Here is a 17,597-nt window from a genome sequence, read left to right on the forward strand (position 1 = left end):
ATATGAAATCACCGGATATATACCTGTCCCATCTGATTGCAGCTATTGATGATCTGCTGGACTGTCAGCTTCAGGCGATCGTCGATACCGCTGCATTTATGGAACTCAAGGCTACATGGACTGGTCTGCACTGGCTGGTTCAGCAACAACAGGAATGCAGTGCTACAAAAATCAAAGTCATGGACGTTTCTCAGATTGAGTTAAGCTTGAACCTGCAATGTTCAGATACCCTGTCACAAAGCCTGCTGTATCAGAGAGTCTACCGGGAGGGGCTATGCACATTGGGTGGAGAACCTTTTGGCCTGTTGATGGCAGACTACAGCTTTGAGTTTTTCAACCAGCTCCCTTCTGAACAGGCAGAGCTGACACGCAAACTTTCTGAGCTGGGAGAACTGTCTCTCTGCCCGGTGGTTCTGGGTATGGGCAACCTGTGGCAACGTGGAAACCCCTCCCTGTCCTGCTGTGCCTGCAGATTGGAAAGGCTTGGCACATATACAGATTATGACAGTTTCAGGGCAGTCAGAGAACAAACGTCTGCCAGCTTTCTCGCTGTCACCTGGCCCCGTTTTACCCCCGGGAATTACAAGGTTACCTCAGCGACTGCGACCCCGGTTTATCTTCATCACACCAGACCAGACTGGTGCCACAGTGGCTATGCGCTACTTGCCCTGGTACTCAGGGAGTATGATGAATATGGCTGGTTTGCGGGTTTACAGGCTTGGGGTGAGGGAATCAAATGTGGTGCAATACTTCCGGAGCAACCTGACAAGCCTGGCTCCATGGCGGAAATTCGATTGACGGAATCCGTCGAATCAACCTTCATCAGACTTGGTGTCATGCCTCTGGCCAGCGGCTGGCTTGATAATACAACCGGTTTTTTTTCCATGACCATGACTGGTTTTTTCAGCGAGAAGGAATCCCGCCAGGCACTGCCTCCCTTACTGATTGTCTGCCGCTTTGGCCATTATCTGAAAGTAAAAACCCGTGAACGGATAGGCACAACCCTGACAGCCACGGAGTATGCCAGTGACTTGCAACGGTGGCTTGATCAATTCTGCTGTTCCTCAGATATCAGAGACATGTCCCTGCTAGCGGTTTCTCCACTTAAATGGGCAAAATTGTCGGTTCAGGAAGGGAGTGCTACTCCAGGTGAATTTCTGGCAACGCTGGAATTACTCCCGCACTTACCTCCGGGATTAACAGTGGATGCGTTAAGAATCCATTTGCAATTATCAAGCGAATCTAACGATTTTCTGCCTGACCACACCCTCAGATAAAATGCCGGATAAAAAGATGTTCGAAAAATTTATTAACATGACAACCCATGACGACGATATCAAAATCCGGGACAGTATCATCTACACGCTGGTGACGCTTATATCCACCAGAGCCCCATTCAAAAAACCGATCATGGCCGGGCATCCTGATTCTGGCCACAGGCAAACAGGCCTCAGGGGTTTTGGCATACCTTGCTGCCAGACTCACCTTAACGACCAATCTCGCCTTCGGCAAACCCTTGAGCAGAAAATTCTCCTCTATGAACCTCGCCTGAACAGGGTAACGGTGTATATGGATTATGGACAAAACACTCTGAGCTTTTTTATCGAAGGGTCAATATCCGGTACCGACCAGCAGAGCATTCAGCTCAGGATCAGTTACCCATGCCATCTACAGATAACTTGAGTCACCAAAACAGGCTCTACGATAAAGAGTTACATAAACTCCGGGCGAAAATCCGGGAGTTTGCCAGCGAGCAGCCAGAGACAGCCCGGCAACTGGATGTGAACGAGGGTATGCCCTCAGATCCCGACATATCGCGTCTAATGGAAGGGGTTGCCTGGCTTTGTACACAACTTCAGATCCGACTGGATGATGGTTATGAGTCAGTCTGTCGACAGATCCTTCAACTGTTCTATCCTGATTTTCTCAAACCCATTCCTTCACTGGGGGTTCTGAAATTTGAGACGGGTCAATTAAAAGAGGCAAAAACACTGAACAAAGGTTCATTTTTTGAGCTGATACACAACAAAGGAAAATACCGGTTTCAAACCTGTAAACCGGTAAACCTGACACCCGTACATATCAGCAGTATTGAACTCCTTTCAGCCCCCTTTCCTGAAAATTTTATTCAACAATTACCGGAAGTACGCTCAGCTCTGAAAGTCTCCCTGGCAAGCAACAATCTAACCACTGATCTCAGGGAGTACCTTGATCAGGGAGTAGAGTTCTACGCAAACCCCAATGTTTTAAGGGCGGATGAGTTTCTCGATGCCTTGTTCAGTTCGTTAAAGTGTATCCTGATCGCCTGTGATCAACAGGTCATCACCGTACCACTGGAGCGACTCTCCTGGCCCAGATTTTCCGACAATGTCAGTCTATTACCAACCGACCCCGGACTTTCCGACAGTCATCGCCTGCTAATGGATTTTTTTCAGGCTCCGGAACTCTTTCGCTTTCTTCATCTTGACCTCACCGGTTATACCGAAAAAATAAACGGTACGACGCTGGACATCTTGTGGTTACTGGAGGATGAGATATATCAAAGCAGGGATGAAATCGGGTCGGATCTTCTACTGCTGGGCTGTACACCGGTGGTGAACCTTTATGAAGTCCATAGCGACCCGGTCAAAATTAACCATGAAACCCATGATATTCCCCTATCGATGGGACCACTGAATCAAAATACCCGGGTACGGGAAATACTTTCGGTCACTGATATCACCCAGCCTCAACAGGCTGTTGAATTATCAGCCGTATTCCATTCATCTTTTGAACAAGACCATTCAGAAATGAGCTGGCAGTTCAGTCGGGATCAAAACACAGACTATCTGCAATTCATAAATACTGACTGGTATAATCATCCGGGCAGGAAATTACTGGCAGTAAAATGTCTCTGCTATGACCCACAGGCCAGCAACCTGCCGGTAACCTCTAAAGTCAGAGCGATAACCGTATCTTTACCCTGCGGGATTTCCCTGTTGAAAAATACTTCAACGGTATTAGGGGATGGCTTGCTATCAACGGAAACAAGCTGGGACTTGCTCTCGACTTTGCAGCTCAATACACGCAGTTTCAGAACCCGGAGGAATGAGGCCGGCAAATTGCAACAATTACTTCAGTTTTTTATCCATCAACACTCGGGGGGATCTGGTAATTTATTGCGCGCCATTGAGTCACTGGAGGTGTCACACGAACTTCGGCCAACCGTAGTTGACAACCGTTATTATGTCAGCCACGGCAGCTGTTTTCATTTAGATCTGAATTGCCTGAAACTAACCTCTCTTCCTGCAATCCTTCTGTTAAAGCTGCTGCAACACGTGCTGAATTTCTGGCGTCCAATTGGTACCCATAGCCGTATGGTCGCTCGTTTAAAGTCCGGTGCTGCCGGTGGTGAAAAAATAATAAGCTTCCCGGTACTTACCGATGACTGAAACCATCAAAGACTACCTGCTCAAACACCCGGAAAGATTTGAGTTCCGACAAGTTCTGAGAATACTGCTTGCTACAGAGGGAGTACTTCCCCGGATACGAACCTCTTTATACAGTCATCAGTCGAATCAGGAAGTGTTCGCGTTGGAAACCACCGAACACCAGACAGCCATGACCGCTAACCTTCCCTGTCTGACCGGTCCAAAGGGGATTATGCCCCATTACTTTCAAGATGCACTGAGACAGGTTCACATTGAACAACAGCAGTCCGGTCTCTTTGCCTTTATTGAATTATTTAATGGGTTGATTCTTGAAAAACGCTTTGCGGTAGATCAATACGCATCACTGCCCATGATGCTGGAGCGATTCAACCATACCGAAAAGTGGCCCAGATCATTTTTGGATATCAACGGCCTGTCACAATCTACCGACAGTGTGATTTCAAACCAGGCTTTATTACGCTTTCATTCTATCCTGAAAGTAAAAACAACCTATATTGGTGACCTGGAGAGAATTTTATCGTTCTATTTTAATTTACCCATCAAAGTACGCCGGGGTCACTTGTCCCATTATACGCTAGGCCAGGATCTGTGCTGGCACCTTGGTTCAAATGCCAACCATCTTCTGGGAACGGGGTTGATACTGGGAAGATCAATTACCATCAATGAAATGCCATGTACGATCCTTATCAACATCAACGCTACCAGCAAAAGTCTGTGGTATAAACTGAAGAACAACCAACAGTTGATCAATAGCTTATACAACTATGGTAGCTTATTACTGAATTGTGTTCATTTGCAATGTTACGCAGAACTACCCGGCTACCTTCTTGAGGCTCCGGTATTATCAGCAGGTAGAATACGACTTGGGCAATATCAAATTTTACGACCTGAAGCCTGTCATAAAACCATTCAGGTTCTTTTAACTGAAACCCCATTCAGGAACCAATAAAAGAGCCTCCCCAGTTATGAATAAGTCGGCATGGTGGCCTGTAGTGAGTTCCTCTAATCACCTGATCAATAGCATTCGCCACCATATCAAATCGTATGGCTTCGTTAATAGCAATAATCAATCGCGCCAGACTACCACGTATAGCATTCATACGACCTCGATCTGCATTAAATTCAGAAAGTTCAACAACAGCTGATATTAAATCCGCATAATCAATTTCAGGCAGACCATGAAGAAATCCAAGAGATCGGTAACTACCATCTATATTTTGCATTATGTTTCTTGGACCTGAAATGCCACTCAAAAGGTCACCATCCAAGTCAAAGCAAAAAACACCTGCCCGATTCCCAAACCCAAGCGTATATAAGGAACCATTGACACTGGAATAGCTTGTATTTGCACTGAAGGCGAAATTGATAAAAAACCGAACAGACACCCCCTCATTAGTTTCGATGACTATCGGACTATCGGCTGCACATTATAGCGATCACCGTTTTCACGTATATAGTGACGAAGCCTGTAAATTGACGGCATGTATTGAGTCGACTGAAGACTTAACCTTACATCCATAATATCTTTTAAACACCAGTTCAGCACCAAGAATATAAGGTAAAAGAATTGTCTTTACTCAAACAAATCGAAAATTACAACCTGCGGTTCAACACACTGGTGATGATAACATTCCTCAAAGTGCTTGTTTAATTGATGGATATCCTGAAAATGATAACCTTCCTGTTCTGACGACAAAAACAGACTATCGGATTTTATAGAGTTAATAAATTTTAAAATCTGAATAGCTGCATCAGCGTGACTGCTCGATCCCTCTGACTCCTCTACCACCATCATATGAAAGAAATAGGCTATACAAGACATGGCAAATACATCCAAACAGGCTGTCTGCTCTTGAGATCTGCCAACTAACCGAGCTTTATGGCAAGTATAAGCCGCATAGAGTATAGCTCGCTTAAAGTTATATATTTCATTACTTTGCAGCATAGTAGCGTCGCTAGAAGCAATTTCCACAGATTCAGAACTTTCACCAGTTTCTAATGGGATCTGGTTTAATTTACCAGAAGAAATGGCTGTCTTTAACGTAAGAATATTTTCCACTCCTTTGGCTCTACCAGAACTATTAATATCTTTATCTTCTTCCTTCATGAATCGTGTTAAAAGCTTACTTATTCCACCATCCTTACCCTGTTTTATAGAAGAAGAATCTAATGAATAAGCAACTTTATCTTTAATATTTTCCAGGTCATCAAACCTGACCTCAAACGATTGTTCATCATAACTCAACGCATGAAGAAGGAGTTTCCATGATATGTTTAAACTAGCGAGCTGCCTGTATTGGTCGGGCACATCCATTGCTTTTACTAACTTACTTATATCTCCGCCAACAGTACTAAAGTCATGTTTATTTTGTACCATTACATCAAAAACATTTTTTTCTTTAGTATGTAGTCTTGACTGAACATCTGACTTGTTTTTGATCGCACTGCCGATACAATTTATTTTCATTCTTTCGATTACTTCTTCAACTTTTTCACGCATTTTTTTACTATTTTCACCACCAGAACAATCATTTGAGAAGGGTTCAACTTCATGATTCTCCATAAGAATATTTATAATATTACCAACGTCATTCGATACATCATTCTCATTATTTAATCTTTTCTTTAAATCTTCATCAGTCATCGACATATCAATCAATTGATCCCGTTCCATCTTGCTGTTATTTTTCTCCGCACATTCACTCGAGGCAAGGATGGTTTGACGATCTGTCAGAGTATTTTGAGAGATTGCAGAAGCTTCCACTTTTTCACTATCCTGATGAAACATCGGCTTATCCGAACAACAATCGTCAAGACCTAACTGCTGATAAACTGCTAATTCCATAATCTTTAACTCTTTAGCTATTAGTTGTTCAACCTCACCATTATGATCTCCATTCGTCAGGTAAAGAACCTTGACAACGACAGCCTTGATATCAGGAAAATCTTTCAATCTTTTGAGCAACCTATCGCTGGTCGTTACATATTCATTGCCTTGTTCTCTTCTTGCTTGCATTCCTAAGCAGTTTCCCGTGCTAAAAAAACGGAGAAATCTATTGACCCTCGATGCATTTCTCCCACCCCTAACCTGAGAAAAATCACCATCATAGCCCATCCGATTATTGGTGGTTGCCACGCCGACATCCATATAACCCTCCTGATAAATTACTATTGTTGTTTAATAATGACCAAAGATATCAAGCAGGCTGTCTGTCAATGTCGAGGGGACAATATAATATTGTGATAGGATTCACAAAGACCGCTGGAAGACATGTACCCTGCTCTTTTAAAAAAGAACGGAAACCAGTTGATAAATGCGTTTTTATCTGAAAAATAGAACTCACCATAGTTGGGATCAAAGAAACATGCGTCCTGCCCAATCCAGGCTGCCATCGCATGACCTCCATTGCCATAAATACCAATCACAGCATAGTTCCCATAACAACTTTTCAGGTCTCGCTGTATACTGACGGCGATCTCAGTGGCAAAGTCTTTTCTGCCCATGTCACCTCGCTCACCTCTGCGATCTTGCACCATGGTATATTTATTACTGCCAACCTGCGTAAAATTGATAGATCGACATTGCAGGATACCTTTTTCCCGCAGCCAGCGGATACTTGCATTGGTCTGATTAAAACAACCGGAATTTTCCTCTGCCATCATACCAGATCTCAATGTAGTACCCGCGATGTAAAGCTGCATAAGTTGCCTGATTTTCGAAGGATCTATATCATTTTTGTCAATCGATCCCCCGGAAGCAGATAACCAGCTGGCAAGACTGCTACCGGACGCATGCCTTTCGATCCATCGGACTGACAGCATTTCGCATATGCCGCCAGCCGTTTCCGAGTCTGTCTCGATAATGTTGGCTATTGGATTATTCCCTTGGCTAAAGCGCCAGGTACAATGACCATTATATTGCTCTGCAGAATTTCGAACCCTGTTAAAAAAATAGTTCGATATGAAGGCAAGCGGGTTTGGCATCACAGTTTACTCTTTATCGCTGAACTTAATGAACTACCCCATATCAAGCTGCCGGGAATTAGTCCTTCAATGATTAACGCTACAAATTTATAGATTAGAGTCCAGCATTTGTAAATTCACGTTCACAACCTTAATAAAAAATACTCCGAACTCTTTAAGGTAGGGATAGCCCCATAGCTACTGAATTACTCATATCTATCGCTTGGTTTTCATCAATAAAATGACAATATTTTTTCGAATCATGACAGGCAAACCTGCTATTTTGAAGTGGTTATAGTTTTCCGGACACACAAATGCTCATGACGATTGTTCGTCATCCTCAGCCATGAAAGTTTTGGCCACGGAGGCACGGATACACAGAGGAAAAGCTTTTTCTTTTCTCCGTGTATCCGTGGCAATTTTATTTCACGTCAAGCATAAGGTTTCAATGCACTTTTTATATCTCTCATGCTTCCCACAAACGGGTCAATAACTATGAGCTAATCGGCTGCTCAGTGATGGCATCAACTCACCGTTGAAGGTTTGAAGGTGGCTCTTTTTAGGGTTGCACTTGGGAATACTATCCTGAATTCTGGTCATACCAACTGAAAAACAGGATGGATACCAATTTGTACCCTTGTATATCTGCGATCAACGTATTTAAACTGCAATTCCAATTTGCGGCGTAATGCTTCGGATAAGTGCTCTGGCGGCATATTTAGGTGCAGCCGGTAATCCTTCATGATCTGCATATTCCCTTTTAATGGCAACACTCTCAAGTACTGCTTTTGCCAGAAGATTTTGGTGTTTTATAACTTCCTGACGTTTTACTTCATCGTTTTTAGCAAATACCTGTAGATCTGGATCTGTATTGCCAGCACCTGTCACCTCTTTTTTTTCTGGAGTTTTTAATTTCAAAATATAACATGATTCAAGGTACCCCTTTAGTCTGTCGTCTGATGTTTCGAAAGAAGCAAGGCATAATGTTTCCCCGGACATAACGCATATCGGTTTCCCCAAGCTTTCTTCAATCAACTTTAAATCTGCATCAGAAAATATTCTTCCCGGCGGGGCTGATGAAGCTTCAGATATTTCTTTTTCCATTTCTTTCAATTTTTTGATTAGTTCTTTTTTGGAGGCTTCTGGCAAAACATTGTAATCCTGATTAATATAATCGTTCTCATATATGTCTCTATCAGTCTTCCGATGCTCACTTGGATATTTGTGCTGAATAGCGAATTTTTTAATTGATTCGGAGCTATCAAACTCAAGGATGACAATATCATCAGGAATAGGACCAATATCAAAGCCTAAAGTTATCTGATTATTTATTAGAACTAGCGCATTTTTAATTTGTCGTTGTGTATCCTCATCTTCAAACTTGGCCTTTATGTCAGATTCGACAAACTTCTGCCTTTCAACAGCCATGGAATAATGGCCTGATATAGTTTGGCTATCTGCTTTGGAAGCACCTTGGAGCTCTGTCAACTTTCCATCCAGGGTTTCTAATAGCTCATTCATATGATCGTATGGATGCTTCGTATAATCATTACATACTTCATGTAGTTGAGATAAATTGCTCTCATTAGCGAGATTGCAATAGGCAAGAACCAGGGAAAGGAATTTTGTCAGTTCATCGGTCATTTCCTCAGATTTTGCCGATTCAGTTAGAATGCCGAATTTATTGACAAGATTTTGAGCCACGGGCTTTGATTTGTCTGGACGCTTTGAAATCACATCATTTGCTTCATTGATTCTATCATTCCATTTTTTTTGAAGGACCTCCAAACCCGAACCCCCTGCAGAGCCATTACACTTTCCACTATTTGAACCCCCCTTACTGTTTTGAATGGTTTGTGTAGAACCTTGGCCAATAGAACCTAAACCTTCCATCATAATAAGCACCATTATTAAAAATCAGTCGATTTATGTTTCCGTCCGGGAGTCACTCAATACGTTCCTTTAAGGAATCGAGTGTAGTTTAATAATTCGTTTTTTTAAAATACCTGATTGACTGATCTATTAATTTATTTTTGATTACCACCGAACGTACGTCATAAAAATAAAAAAAGAAGTAGATGACCGGGCAATGATTATGAAAACTATGGCATCCAGTTTTTTAAAGAATTGGATGCCATAAAAAAGCCTCCGGTAAAAATGTTTCGAACTCCAGGCACTATTGACTTTGAACTTTCACGCCTGCGAATGGCCATTATGTGGAGGCAATAGCTTCCGTAGAACCGCTGCTACGTTCCACTGGATAGTAAGGCTATCTTAAACGTCCACCACCCACTGTTTAACATTTATTTAATAGTAACCGGAACAGCTTTCCTGACACAGCAGGTCATTACCGGTACTTGTGGACCAGAAAAAATTAACCACTTTACAAGCCATCAGATCGGATCGAATTTGTATATTCTAATGCTGCCAAGTTTCAGATTCGGAATATAGAACTGCGTCCCTCCACCAGGCAAGTTCTTTGACCTTCCTTTTGATTCAACCTTGCTATCACGCTTTGAAGTGGCACCACTATCGATACGGCTCATTCCCTGAAAGCCGCCAAACCATGCGTAAACGGGGATTTTCAATTCAATGGTCAGCAACCATGACAAAGTACTCCAGTTCTCTTTGATTACTGATGTCAGACGTCCCCATTCTCTGAACGAGATGCCATTCAGCTCTGCGATTTTCCTGCGCTCGCTCAGCCCCGCATCATACTGGAATGCTTCGGTGGGACTCCACCAGGGAGACAAGACTGTAGTATCGGTGATTTTACCGCGACCAAGGGAGCTATATCCATTGAATTTATAAAGTGACGTACCTGTGTTTAGTAGCTCCTTCCTCGCATATTTCGAGGAAAATGCGTCTTTAACTGTGCCTGAGCCAGTGGAAATATTGCCAACATCATCCCAAGTCAATTCTTCGTTTATATGCATACATTACCTCATTTAATAAACGCTAAAGTTATAAAGAAATACGGCAGATTAAGTGGAGAGCAAACGAAAACAATTATTCTCCATTCAAGACTAAAGCAGTTAGTAAACTTCCTTACCGGCAAAAGTTGAACCAGTAATCTTTAATATTCACCTTTAACAACCAAGCTCAGTTGTAAAATAAAAAATATAGTCACTCAAGTTGCCCCCTTCAATGCCAGCTCTTTAAATAAAGGAAAAATGTCAGCTAATCCCGGTATTTACAATATTATTTTCGTTTTTTCAGGGCCTGTTGACGTTTCACATTGGTAGCCAGACTAAAGCCTACTGACAGCGATTACAGAGCGCTACAGGACAACCAGAAATAAAAGATTTAATAACATAAGTATTTCGATATAAAAACGGATAGATCAATCAGCATTAATGATTTCGGATTTCAATAAAAATCATATTTTTTGGAAGGGCATAATGTGAAGTGGAATACATCAGGAAAACACCCTCGCTGGAAGCGATAATTCTGCAGCATTATTTATTGATCAGCAGAATGGCATTAGCCACCACCTTAATTGTCATCACCATTCTGGCACTATTTCCCATTAACACTATTCGGGTTATTGAACTGACATTCTGGAATCTACCCATTGCTGCTGACAAAATAGCCCACCTGATGGGATGGCCTTTCTGGTTATTTCAGGTTTTATGGATGCCTTTCAGTATCAAAACCCTTTCAATTTAAAAACAGCAACTATCGCAGCTATATACGGTATTTATATTGAAGGTCTGCAATCCCTGACAGACTGGGATATAGTGGCAAACTGCGTTGGCATATTCATGTACTGGGCATTAATCCCTTTATGGAAAATAACACCGATATTACGAATTTACTGGACATATAAACACCAGGAAAAGCGGACATCAAAATCAATGAACATCCATTAAATCAATATCAGCCCCCTGTTTCTTCAGGATTTCAAACGCAAATCAGGGCGTTGAACTTTGACAAAAAGACAGGAATCACTATGTTGATAAGGCAGGTTACAGGGTCGTTCCTTGTCGCTGTGCGATATACAAGATGTTTGTTTTCTCCCTGCTGCTATTTCCCCATCCTCTTTTTCAGGCATTTCGTTAATGAACACTAAAAAAACCATCGGGTTTCCCTGCCCGGATATTTTCAAGGCAATAAACCCTTTTTTTACGGCTACATCCCTGGTTAACGGCCTTGCTGGCAGAATTGTGGCTACCTTGTTAATTATTGGCGTATACGGTATTCCAGCACAAGCTCAAGACTGCTTTCAACGACTCTCTGCCACTGAACTGAGCAATCAGCATATTGGCTATCCTGTTCACTCACTTTATAACCCCAAATACATAGCCGATGAAATCGGTACTACTTATGAAAACTTCGTCGTTTATTTAAATGACGAACAGAATAAGAGCCTTCTCAGCATCTGCCCTGATAGCTCCAGCTCTAGAGGCGAGAACAATCTGCCAACAGGATTCCTGATTGAAAAGGGAAAAAATACTATTGACACAAGTCTTCTGGTTTCACTGATCGTATCATCCACGAATACACTGGTTCTGGTTGACTACACATGTGTCACCCTGACCAGTGGCACAGAAGAGTTTAAAAACTATGCGGTGATTAGCAAGCTTGCGTTCGAGGCGAAAAAGAGCAGCAGTGACAGCCTCTCTTTTATCTATCAATAAGTGGGTTTATCCCATCCCTGAACAATATCGTTTTGGTTTCACACTGGCTGCAACCCAGAAAAGGCCTGATATAAAAAAACAGTCATATATGAGGATTGTTGCCAGTGAACCCCGGAGGTCAGAGATTTCAAATAACCTGACTCAAAAAGGTTTTCAACCGTTCATTGTCAGGCCTGTCAAAGAAAGTGTCTGGATTACTGTCAACCAGCAACTCTCCACGATCCATAAACAACACCCGGTCCGCAACCTCCCGGGCAAACCCCATTTCATGAGTGACCACAACCATGGTCATCCCTTCTCTGGCCAACTGCTTCATAACATCCAGAACTTCACCGACCATTTCCGGATCAAGGGCACTGGTCGGCTCATCAAAGAGCATGATACGGGGTTGCATGGCCAGAGCCCTGGCGATGGCAACCCGCTGCTGCTGACCACCGGACAACTGCGGAGGAAAGCTGTCAGCCTTATCCGACAACCCTACTTTCAGCAATAAAGCCTTCGCCCGTTCGTCAGCTTCAGCACGGTTAATTCCCCGAACCTTCATGGGTGCCAGACAGATATTGTCCATCACCGATAAATGGGGAAACAGATTAAACGACTGAAATACCATCCCCACTTCTTCCCGGAGTTTATTGACATCACCGGGAGTGGTCAGCGAGATGCCATCAACAACAATCTCGCCATCATTAATGGTTTCCAGCTGGTTAAGGGTTCTCAGAAAAGTAGACTTGCCAGAGCCACTGGGCCCTATAACAACGACAACCTCTCCCTCCTGAATGCACTGATGAACATTCCGAAGCGCATGAACCCCATTAGGATAGATCTTCTCAACACCGGTAACCTGAATAATGCCCATAGCGGGTAAAGAGCCTTCAATCTCTGACGGCATATCTCACCTCCAAACGACGAACCAGCCAGGAAAGAGTCGCGGTTAAAACCAGATACAAAAGGGCGATGCTAAACCACACCTCAAAAGGACTGAATGTCACACTCACCACTTCCCGACCCGCTTTGGTCAGATCCGTCAGGGAGATCACGGAGACCAGCGAAGAGTCCTTGATCAGATTAATAAACTGTCCGGCCAACGGGGGAAGCACCCTCTTAAATGCCTGGGGTAAAATGATATAGCGCATGGTCTTGCCACTACTCATCCCAAGACTTCTACCGGCTTCCATCTGCCCACGGCTGATTGACTCAATACCGGCCCGGATAATCTCCGCTACATAGGCCCCGGTGAATACCGACAGCGCCACCACCCCGGCGGTGAATCGCTCCAGATCCATAATGCTGCCAATGAAGAAATAAACGATAAAGATCTGAACCAGTAATGGTGTTCCCCTGACCAGTTCAACATACAGTGTGGCAAGATGCCTTAAGGCCGGATTTGGCGATATTCGGGCTAACCCCGCTAAAGCCCCCAGAATAATGGCAAAAACAATGGAGACCAGCGACAGTTTGATGGTCATCCAGAGACCTGTCGCTATTGGCCCGGGTTGCCATTGATAATTGACCGCCAGCAGATCCCCTTCAAAAATCAGATCGCCATCGCCTATCACCAGTTCCTGATAGCCTTTAATCGCTAACCATTCACTGTCGTCAATATCATTGATCAGAACTAACTGACCTTGCTCATTGGACTCAACCGTTCCATCAAATTCAGCACGCAGTTCATCACGGGCCTGGTAAACAATATACTGAGGAATTCTCTCCCAGCGCCAGATATAGTCAATGGCCTGACTGGACTTGTAGATACCCAGACCCAACAGCAGCAATCCGACAACGAAAACCAGATTCCAGAGAATCCGGTTGTGTTGCTTTTCCATTTGCAAAGGTCGGTCTTTTACGGGTTTACTCTGAAGCACCCGCCGGTTACTTCAACGTCCGGTGCCATGCAGAACTTTCGAACCATTTGGCATAGATTTTATCGTAAGTACCATCACCCTGAATCTGACGCAGGTAATTATTCAGCCAGTTCAGAAAGTCCGGATCGCCCTTACGAACACCCCATGCCAGTGGCTCGTAGGTAAATGGCTGGTCAAGATGGGTCAGCTTGCCCGGATTCTGTGTGACATAGACCGCATTAAACGGCAGGTCATAAATGAAAGCGTCTGCCTTGCCATTAACCACTTCAATGGCACCATCTGATTCTGTTTCAAACAGTCTCAGTTTGGCTTTACTGAGATAACGTTTCGCCGCCAGATCACCGGTAGTGCCCAATTTAGAGACCACAGTGTATTTGGCTTTATTGAGATCTTTATAAGACTTGATTTCATCTTTCAGGTCATTGCTGACCAGAATACTCTGACCAATGACAATATAAGGTTCGGCAAAATTGATCTGCAGATTACGTTCAGCGGTCAGCGTCATACCTGACATGATGATATCGAACTTGTCAGTCATCAGTGCCGGAATGATGCCATCCCAGGCGGTGTTCACAATTTCAAGCTCTACCCCCATTGCCTTGGCCATCTGACGGGCTATATCCACATCAAAGCCAACAATCTTGCCTTGCCTGTTGGTCATCTCAAACGGCATATAGCCTGCATCAAGCCCTACGCGAAGAACCTTACGCTCCATAATTTCGTTCAGTGTGGATTCTTTCCAGAGATCGTTGTCAGAGGCAAAAAGGCCTGCGGAGAACAAAGAGCTGAAGGCCAGCAGAAAAGCCAGCATGGTGGACATTTTTCTCATTGTAACTCCTGTGGGCAACCAGAAATTCCGTACGACTGATGCCGAATATATTTTTTATCATTATGCACGGCTTATCCCTGGCCGCTTTAACCTCGCAGTAGAGCAGTTACACGAGGAAACAATTTCGCATTGTACCTACCTTGTCGTTTTTAACCAGAGCCAGAATTAAAAAAACCATATAAAAAAACTGCCGGATTAACCGGCAGTTTTATCAACAGCAACTCATGGGGATAACATCAGGCAGCCAAAGCACCCACTGCATGCTGGCTACGCAGTTCCTGAATACGGTTCATATAGTTGTTGTATTCAGGCGACGCGTGATGTGCATAGTGCATGTTCTTGAACAAGCCGGTGAGCTTGATAAAGTAATCACGCACTTCCTCCTTATCACTGAAGTTGTACTGCTGACGAATCAGGCTGACCACCAGATCAAAATTTTCCTGCTGTCGCTTGATCGGGCAGGTAGCATCCACATCATCAAAGGCATCCTGTTGCAGGTAAACCATGTCCAGCAGGAATGATTTCTGGAAAGTGACATAGTCATCCAGAGTGATACCTTCTTCACCGGTTACCTGCATCATCTGATTGATGCTGTCACCGCGTATCAGAAGAGCATGCATCTCTTTAACATTACTCACCCACTCCGGAGACAGGTTTTTGGCATACCAGCCTTCCAGCTGATCAAGGTAACGGGACCAGGAAATCAGCGGATCAATGGCCGGATAGAAACGCTTGTAGGCGCGTTCATAGGACAACCCCAGGAAGACCTTGACGGTACTCAATGTTGCCTGAGTCACGGGCTCCTCAAAGTTACCACCGGCTGGTGATACCGAGCCAATCATGGTCAGCGAGCCTTCTTCACCGTCTTCGTTACGGATAACACCGCAACGCTCATAAACGCCTTTAATAGCAGAGTCCATGTAGGCCGGGAAGCCTTCTTCACCTGGAATCTCTTCCAATCGGTTGGAGGTTTCACGCATGGCCTGAGCCCAACGGGACGTGGAGTCAGCCAGCGCCAGAACGTTGTAACCCATCTGACGATAGTATTCACCCAGGGTCAGACCCGTGTAGATAGACGCTTCACGGGCAGCTACCGGCATAGACGACGTATTACAGATGATAACCGTACGGTCAATCAGGGCGCCGCCCGTCTTTGGATCCTGCAGGTGCGGGAATTCTTCGATGGTTTCCACCACCTCACCGGCACGCTCACCACAGGCCGTGACAATAACGATATCAGCATCACAGTAGCGGGAGAAACCATGCTGAAGTACGGTTTTACCCGAACCGAAAGGACCTGGAATACAACCCGTACCACCCCGGGCAATAGGGAAGAAGGTATCAACGATACGCGTGGTGGTGATCAGAGGCTCATTCGGATATAGACGCTCTGTCCTGCCTTTGCCAGCCAGTGCTTCCGCAATGGACTTACGCACCGGCCACTTTTGATACATGCTCAACGATATTTCTTCACCCTTCTGGTTTTTCACCCGGGCGACGATCGTGTCAACAGAGAAGTTACCTTCCTGGATCCACACCACTTCCACATCACCCACGGTATCAAAAGGAATCATGATTTTGTGAGTAAAGCGTCCTTCCGGAACGGTGCCTAAGGTTTCACCGGCATGCAGGCGATCACCAATCTTGGCAACTGCGGTAAACGCCCAGTTTTGGGTACGATCCAGGGATTCTATCTGTACCCCACGCTGAAGGAAGCGACCATGGAGGTTAGCCAGACGCTCCAGCGGATTTTGCAGACCGTCGTAAATCATGCTCAGGATGCCTGGTCCCAAATCAAGGGACAGCATTTTGCCGGTCTGAATAATTCCGTCGCCCACCGCTACACCGCGGGTTTCTTCGAATACCTGAATGTCGGCGGTATTACCACGGATACGCAGGACTTCAGCCATCAGCTGCTCTTCCACCGCTTCATTAGAGCGACGGCTTGGCAATACATAAACCACTTCATTCTTGACCAGGGGTTTTTTCTCACTCTCCGGGCCAATGATGCTTTCGATGGTGATAATATCCCCCATCACAGCTACTACCCGGGCAGTAGCCTGTTGCATCAGGTCTGTCTTTGTCTGTTCTGTCATGTGTATAACCGTTGTCGTAAATCGTGATGGGTAACCAGCGATCTGTCAGGTCGTCAGATGCCCGGTAATGATCAGTCTGGCGATCCGGGCAACTGATGGGCAAATGCTCCCAGGGCTTGCTGGGTGAGGTCATTAAAACGAACGATCGCTTCCTCACCGTTATAAGCAGTCCAGCGAGCCACCAGGTTCCAGCGCAGCAGGTAGATAACCACTGCCTCAAAATCAAACCGGTGTCGTGCACCAAGCTCATTGAGCTTATTCCACACGGCTTCCATCACCGTTTTTTCCAGCGTGAGATAGTCTTTTTTATGGAGACATTCCACCGCCACGGGAATCCACGGAAAAGCATTCTGCAACCCCAGATTCGGATGACTCCAGTTCCGTCGAATATAGGCGTACCGGCTGCCATAGCTCCAGCGAGCCGTGGTCGGTGCCTGAATACCATTGGCTTTACGGCGCAGTGCTGCGGCAATGGTGCGCATATCCAAACGCCAGTTGACCAACTCTTTCAGGTCAGGACTGTCCAGTTCCTGTATCAGACGCTCAGCCAGATTGATCAGGTATTTCTCTTTAATGTCTTCGCCCAAATGGCTCCAATGAACCAGTTGTTCCACCTTGACCAGCGTTTCACGATCGGCCATAGACAGCATCGACAGACGACGATCTAACTGTATCCGGGAGATCGGCGTGATCTTGCTGTTAAACAGCGAGTCAATATGAGGCAGCGATGTCAGCAAGGTATAGTAGGCATTTTCTGCCATTGTATTCTCCTTAGG

16 protein-coding genes are annotated in these 17,597 nt (G+C 44.7%); 6 read left to right on the forward strand and 10 right to left on the reverse strand.

Annotated elements, in window-relative coordinates:
- The first annotated feature begins 2 nt into the window (after window positions 1–2).
- From RM811_RS21085 to RM811_RS21100, 4 genes are read left to right on the forward strand one after another with little or no spacing between them, the layout of a single operon-like run.
- A complete protein-coding gene (locus RM811_RS21085) occupies window positions 3–1,277 on the forward strand; it encodes a type VI secretion system contractile sheath domain-containing protein (RefSeq protein WP_402527987.1) in 1,275 nt (424 codons plus the stop codon).
- Between the two features lie 16 nt (window positions 1,278–1,293).
- On the forward strand, window positions 1,294–1,683 hold the full coding sequence (locus RM811_RS21090) for a GPW/gp25 family protein (protein WP_402527990.1): 390 nt from the start codon (window positions 1,294–1,296) through the stop codon (window positions 1,681–1,683).
- Complete coding sequence (gene tssF / locus RM811_RS21095; protein ID WP_402527993.1) at window positions 1,662–3,431, forward strand: type VI secretion system baseplate subunit TssF; 1,770 nt, start codon at window positions 1,662–1,664, stop codon at window positions 3,429–3,431. Before RM811_RS21090 ends, tssF begins: the two co-directional genes overlap by 22 nt.
- Window positions 3,424–4,380 (forward strand): type VI secretion system baseplate subunit TssG, encoded by a 957-nt coding sequence (locus tag RM811_RS21100; protein WP_402527996.1) that lies wholly within the window; start codon window positions 3,424–3,426, stop codon window positions 4,378–4,380. The genes tssF and RM811_RS21100 overlap by 8 nt, the downstream gene beginning before the upstream one ends.
- Here the strand turns inward: RM811_RS21100 and RM811_RS21105 are convergent.
- The 5 genes from RM811_RS21105 to RM811_RS21125 form a co-directional block, all read right to left on the reverse strand.
- Complete coding sequence (locus tag RM811_RS21105) at window positions 4,367–4,816, reverse strand: ribosome-inactivating family protein (protein ID WP_402527999.1); 450 nt, start codon at window positions 4,814–4,816, stop codon at window positions 4,367–4,369. The two genes, RM811_RS21100 and RM811_RS21105, sit on opposite strands and share 14 nt — an antisense overlap.
- Before the next feature lie 188 nt (window positions 4,817–5,004).
- Window positions 5,005–6,579 (reverse strand): hypothetical protein, encoded by a 1,575-nt coding sequence (locus tag RM811_RS21110; RefSeq protein ID WP_402528002.1) that lies wholly within the window; start codon window positions 6,577–6,579, stop codon window positions 5,005–5,007.
- 65 nt (window positions 6,580–6,644) lie between these two features.
- Window positions 6,645–7,415, reverse strand: coding sequence for a YopT-type cysteine protease domain-containing protein (locus RM811_RS21115; RefSeq protein WP_402528005.1), 771 nt, complete (start codon window positions 7,413–7,415; stop codon window positions 6,645–6,647).
- Between the two features lie 639 nt (window positions 7,416–8,054).
- Entirely contained in the window at window positions 8,055–9,290 is a 1,236-nt protein-coding gene (locus RM811_RS21120; protein ID WP_402528008.1) for a hypothetical protein, read from the reverse strand.
- A gap of 497 nt (window positions 9,291–9,787) precedes the next feature.
- Window positions 9,788–10,330 (reverse strand): hypothetical protein, encoded by a 543-nt coding sequence (locus tag RM811_RS21125; protein ID WP_402528011.1) that lies wholly within the window; start codon window positions 10,328–10,330, stop codon window positions 9,788–9,790.
- Window positions 10,331–10,802: 472 nt separating this feature from the next.
- Between RM811_RS21125 and RM811_RS21130 the strand changes: the two genes are divergently transcribed.
- Together RM811_RS21130 and RM811_RS21135 are read left to right on the forward strand one after the other, a co-directional pair.
- Window positions 10,803–11,063, forward strand: coding sequence for a hypothetical protein (locus RM811_RS21130; RefSeq protein ID WP_402528014.1), 261 nt, complete (start codon window positions 10,803–10,805; stop codon window positions 11,061–11,063).
- Between the two features lie 392 nt (window positions 11,064–11,455).
- Window positions 11,456–12,034, forward strand: coding sequence for a hypothetical protein (locus tag RM811_RS21135; RefSeq protein WP_402528017.1), 579 nt, complete (start codon window positions 11,456–11,458; stop codon window positions 12,032–12,034).
- A 127-nt stretch (window positions 12,035–12,161) separates the two neighbouring features.
- Here the strand turns inward: RM811_RS21135 and RM811_RS21140 are convergent, their stop codons facing one another.
- The 5 genes from RM811_RS21140 to RM811_RS21160 all read right to left on the reverse strand — a co-directional run.
- Window positions 12,162–12,884: an amino acid ABC transporter ATP-binding protein gene (locus tag RM811_RS21140; RefSeq protein ID WP_402528032.1), complete on the reverse strand. Its 723-nt coding sequence runs from the start codon at window positions 12,882–12,884 to the stop codon at window positions 12,162–12,164.
- 22 nt (window positions 12,885–12,906) lie between these two features.
- Entirely contained in the window at window positions 12,907–13,857 is a 951-nt protein-coding gene (locus RM811_RS21145) for an amino acid ABC transporter permease (RefSeq protein WP_402528020.1), read from the reverse strand.
- Between the two features lie 46 nt (window positions 13,858–13,903).
- Complete coding sequence (locus RM811_RS21150) at window positions 13,904–14,725, reverse strand: transporter substrate-binding domain-containing protein (protein ID WP_402528023.1); 822 nt, start codon at window positions 14,723–14,725, stop codon at window positions 13,904–13,906.
- Window positions 14,726–14,961: 236 nt separating this feature from the next.
- Complete coding sequence (locus RM811_RS21155) at window positions 14,962–16,821, reverse strand: V-type ATP synthase subunit A (protein WP_402528026.1); 1,860 nt, start codon at window positions 16,819–16,821, stop codon at window positions 14,962–14,964.
- Window positions 16,822–16,892: 71 nt separating this feature from the next.
- Window positions 16,893–17,597: hypothetical protein (locus tag RM811_RS21160; protein ID WP_402528029.1), on the reverse strand; the 705-nt coding region annotated here is incomplete at its 5' end.

This window comes from Endozoicomonas sp. (assembly GCF_031844845.1).
GTDB lineage: Bacteria > Pseudomonadota > Gammaproteobacteria > Pseudomonadales > Endozoicomonadaceae > Endozoicomonas.

What these genes read in the sequence shown, in the direction of transcription:
- RM811_RS21145 (WP_402528020.1), bottom strand. Translation starts at nt 13,857, where the DNA reads ATGGAAAAGCAACACAACCGGATTCTCTGGAATCTGGTTTTCGTTGTC.
- RM811_RS21115 (WP_402528005.1), bottom strand. Translation starts at nt 7,415, where the DNA reads ATGCCAAACCCGCTTGCCTTCATATCGAACTATTTTTTTAACAGGGTT.
- RM811_RS21155 (WP_402528026.1), bottom strand. Translation starts at nt 16,821, where the DNA reads ATGACAGAACAGACAAAGACAGACCTGATGCAACAGGCTACTGCCCGG.
- RM811_RS21135 (WP_402528017.1), top strand. Translation starts at nt 11,456, where the DNA reads ATGAACACTAAAAAAACCATCGGGTTTCCCTGCCCGGATATTTTCAAG.
- RM811_RS21150 (WP_402528023.1), bottom strand. Translation starts at nt 14,725, where the DNA reads ATGAGAAAAATGTCCACCATGCTGGCTTTTCTGCTGGCCTTCAGCTCT.
- RM811_RS21100 (WP_402527996.1), top strand. Translation starts at nt 3,424, where the DNA reads ATGACTGAAACCATCAAAGACTACCTGCTCAAACACCCGGAAAGATTT.
- RM811_RS21110 (WP_402528002.1), bottom strand. Translation starts at nt 6,579, where the DNA reads ATGGATGTCGGCGTGGCAACCACCAATAATCGGATGGGCTATGATGGT.
- tssF (WP_402527993.1), top strand. Translation starts at nt 1,662, where the DNA reads ATGCCATCTACAGATAACTTGAGTCACCAAAACAGGCTCTACGATAAA.
- RM811_RS21125 (WP_402528011.1), bottom strand. Translation starts at nt 10,330, where the DNA reads ATGCATATAAACGAAGAATTGACTTGGGATGATGTTGGCAATATTTCC.
- RM811_RS21120 (WP_402528008.1), bottom strand. Translation starts at nt 9,290, where the DNA reads ATGATGGAAGGTTTAGGTTCTATTGGCCAAGGTTCTACACAAACCATT.
- RM811_RS21085 (WP_402527987.1), top strand. Translation starts at nt 3, where the DNA reads ATGAAATCACCGGATATATACCTGTCCCATCTGATTGCAGCTATTGAT.
- RM811_RS21090 (WP_402527990.1), top strand. Translation starts at nt 1,294, where the DNA reads ATGTTCGAAAAATTTATTAACATGACAACCCATGACGACGATATCAAA.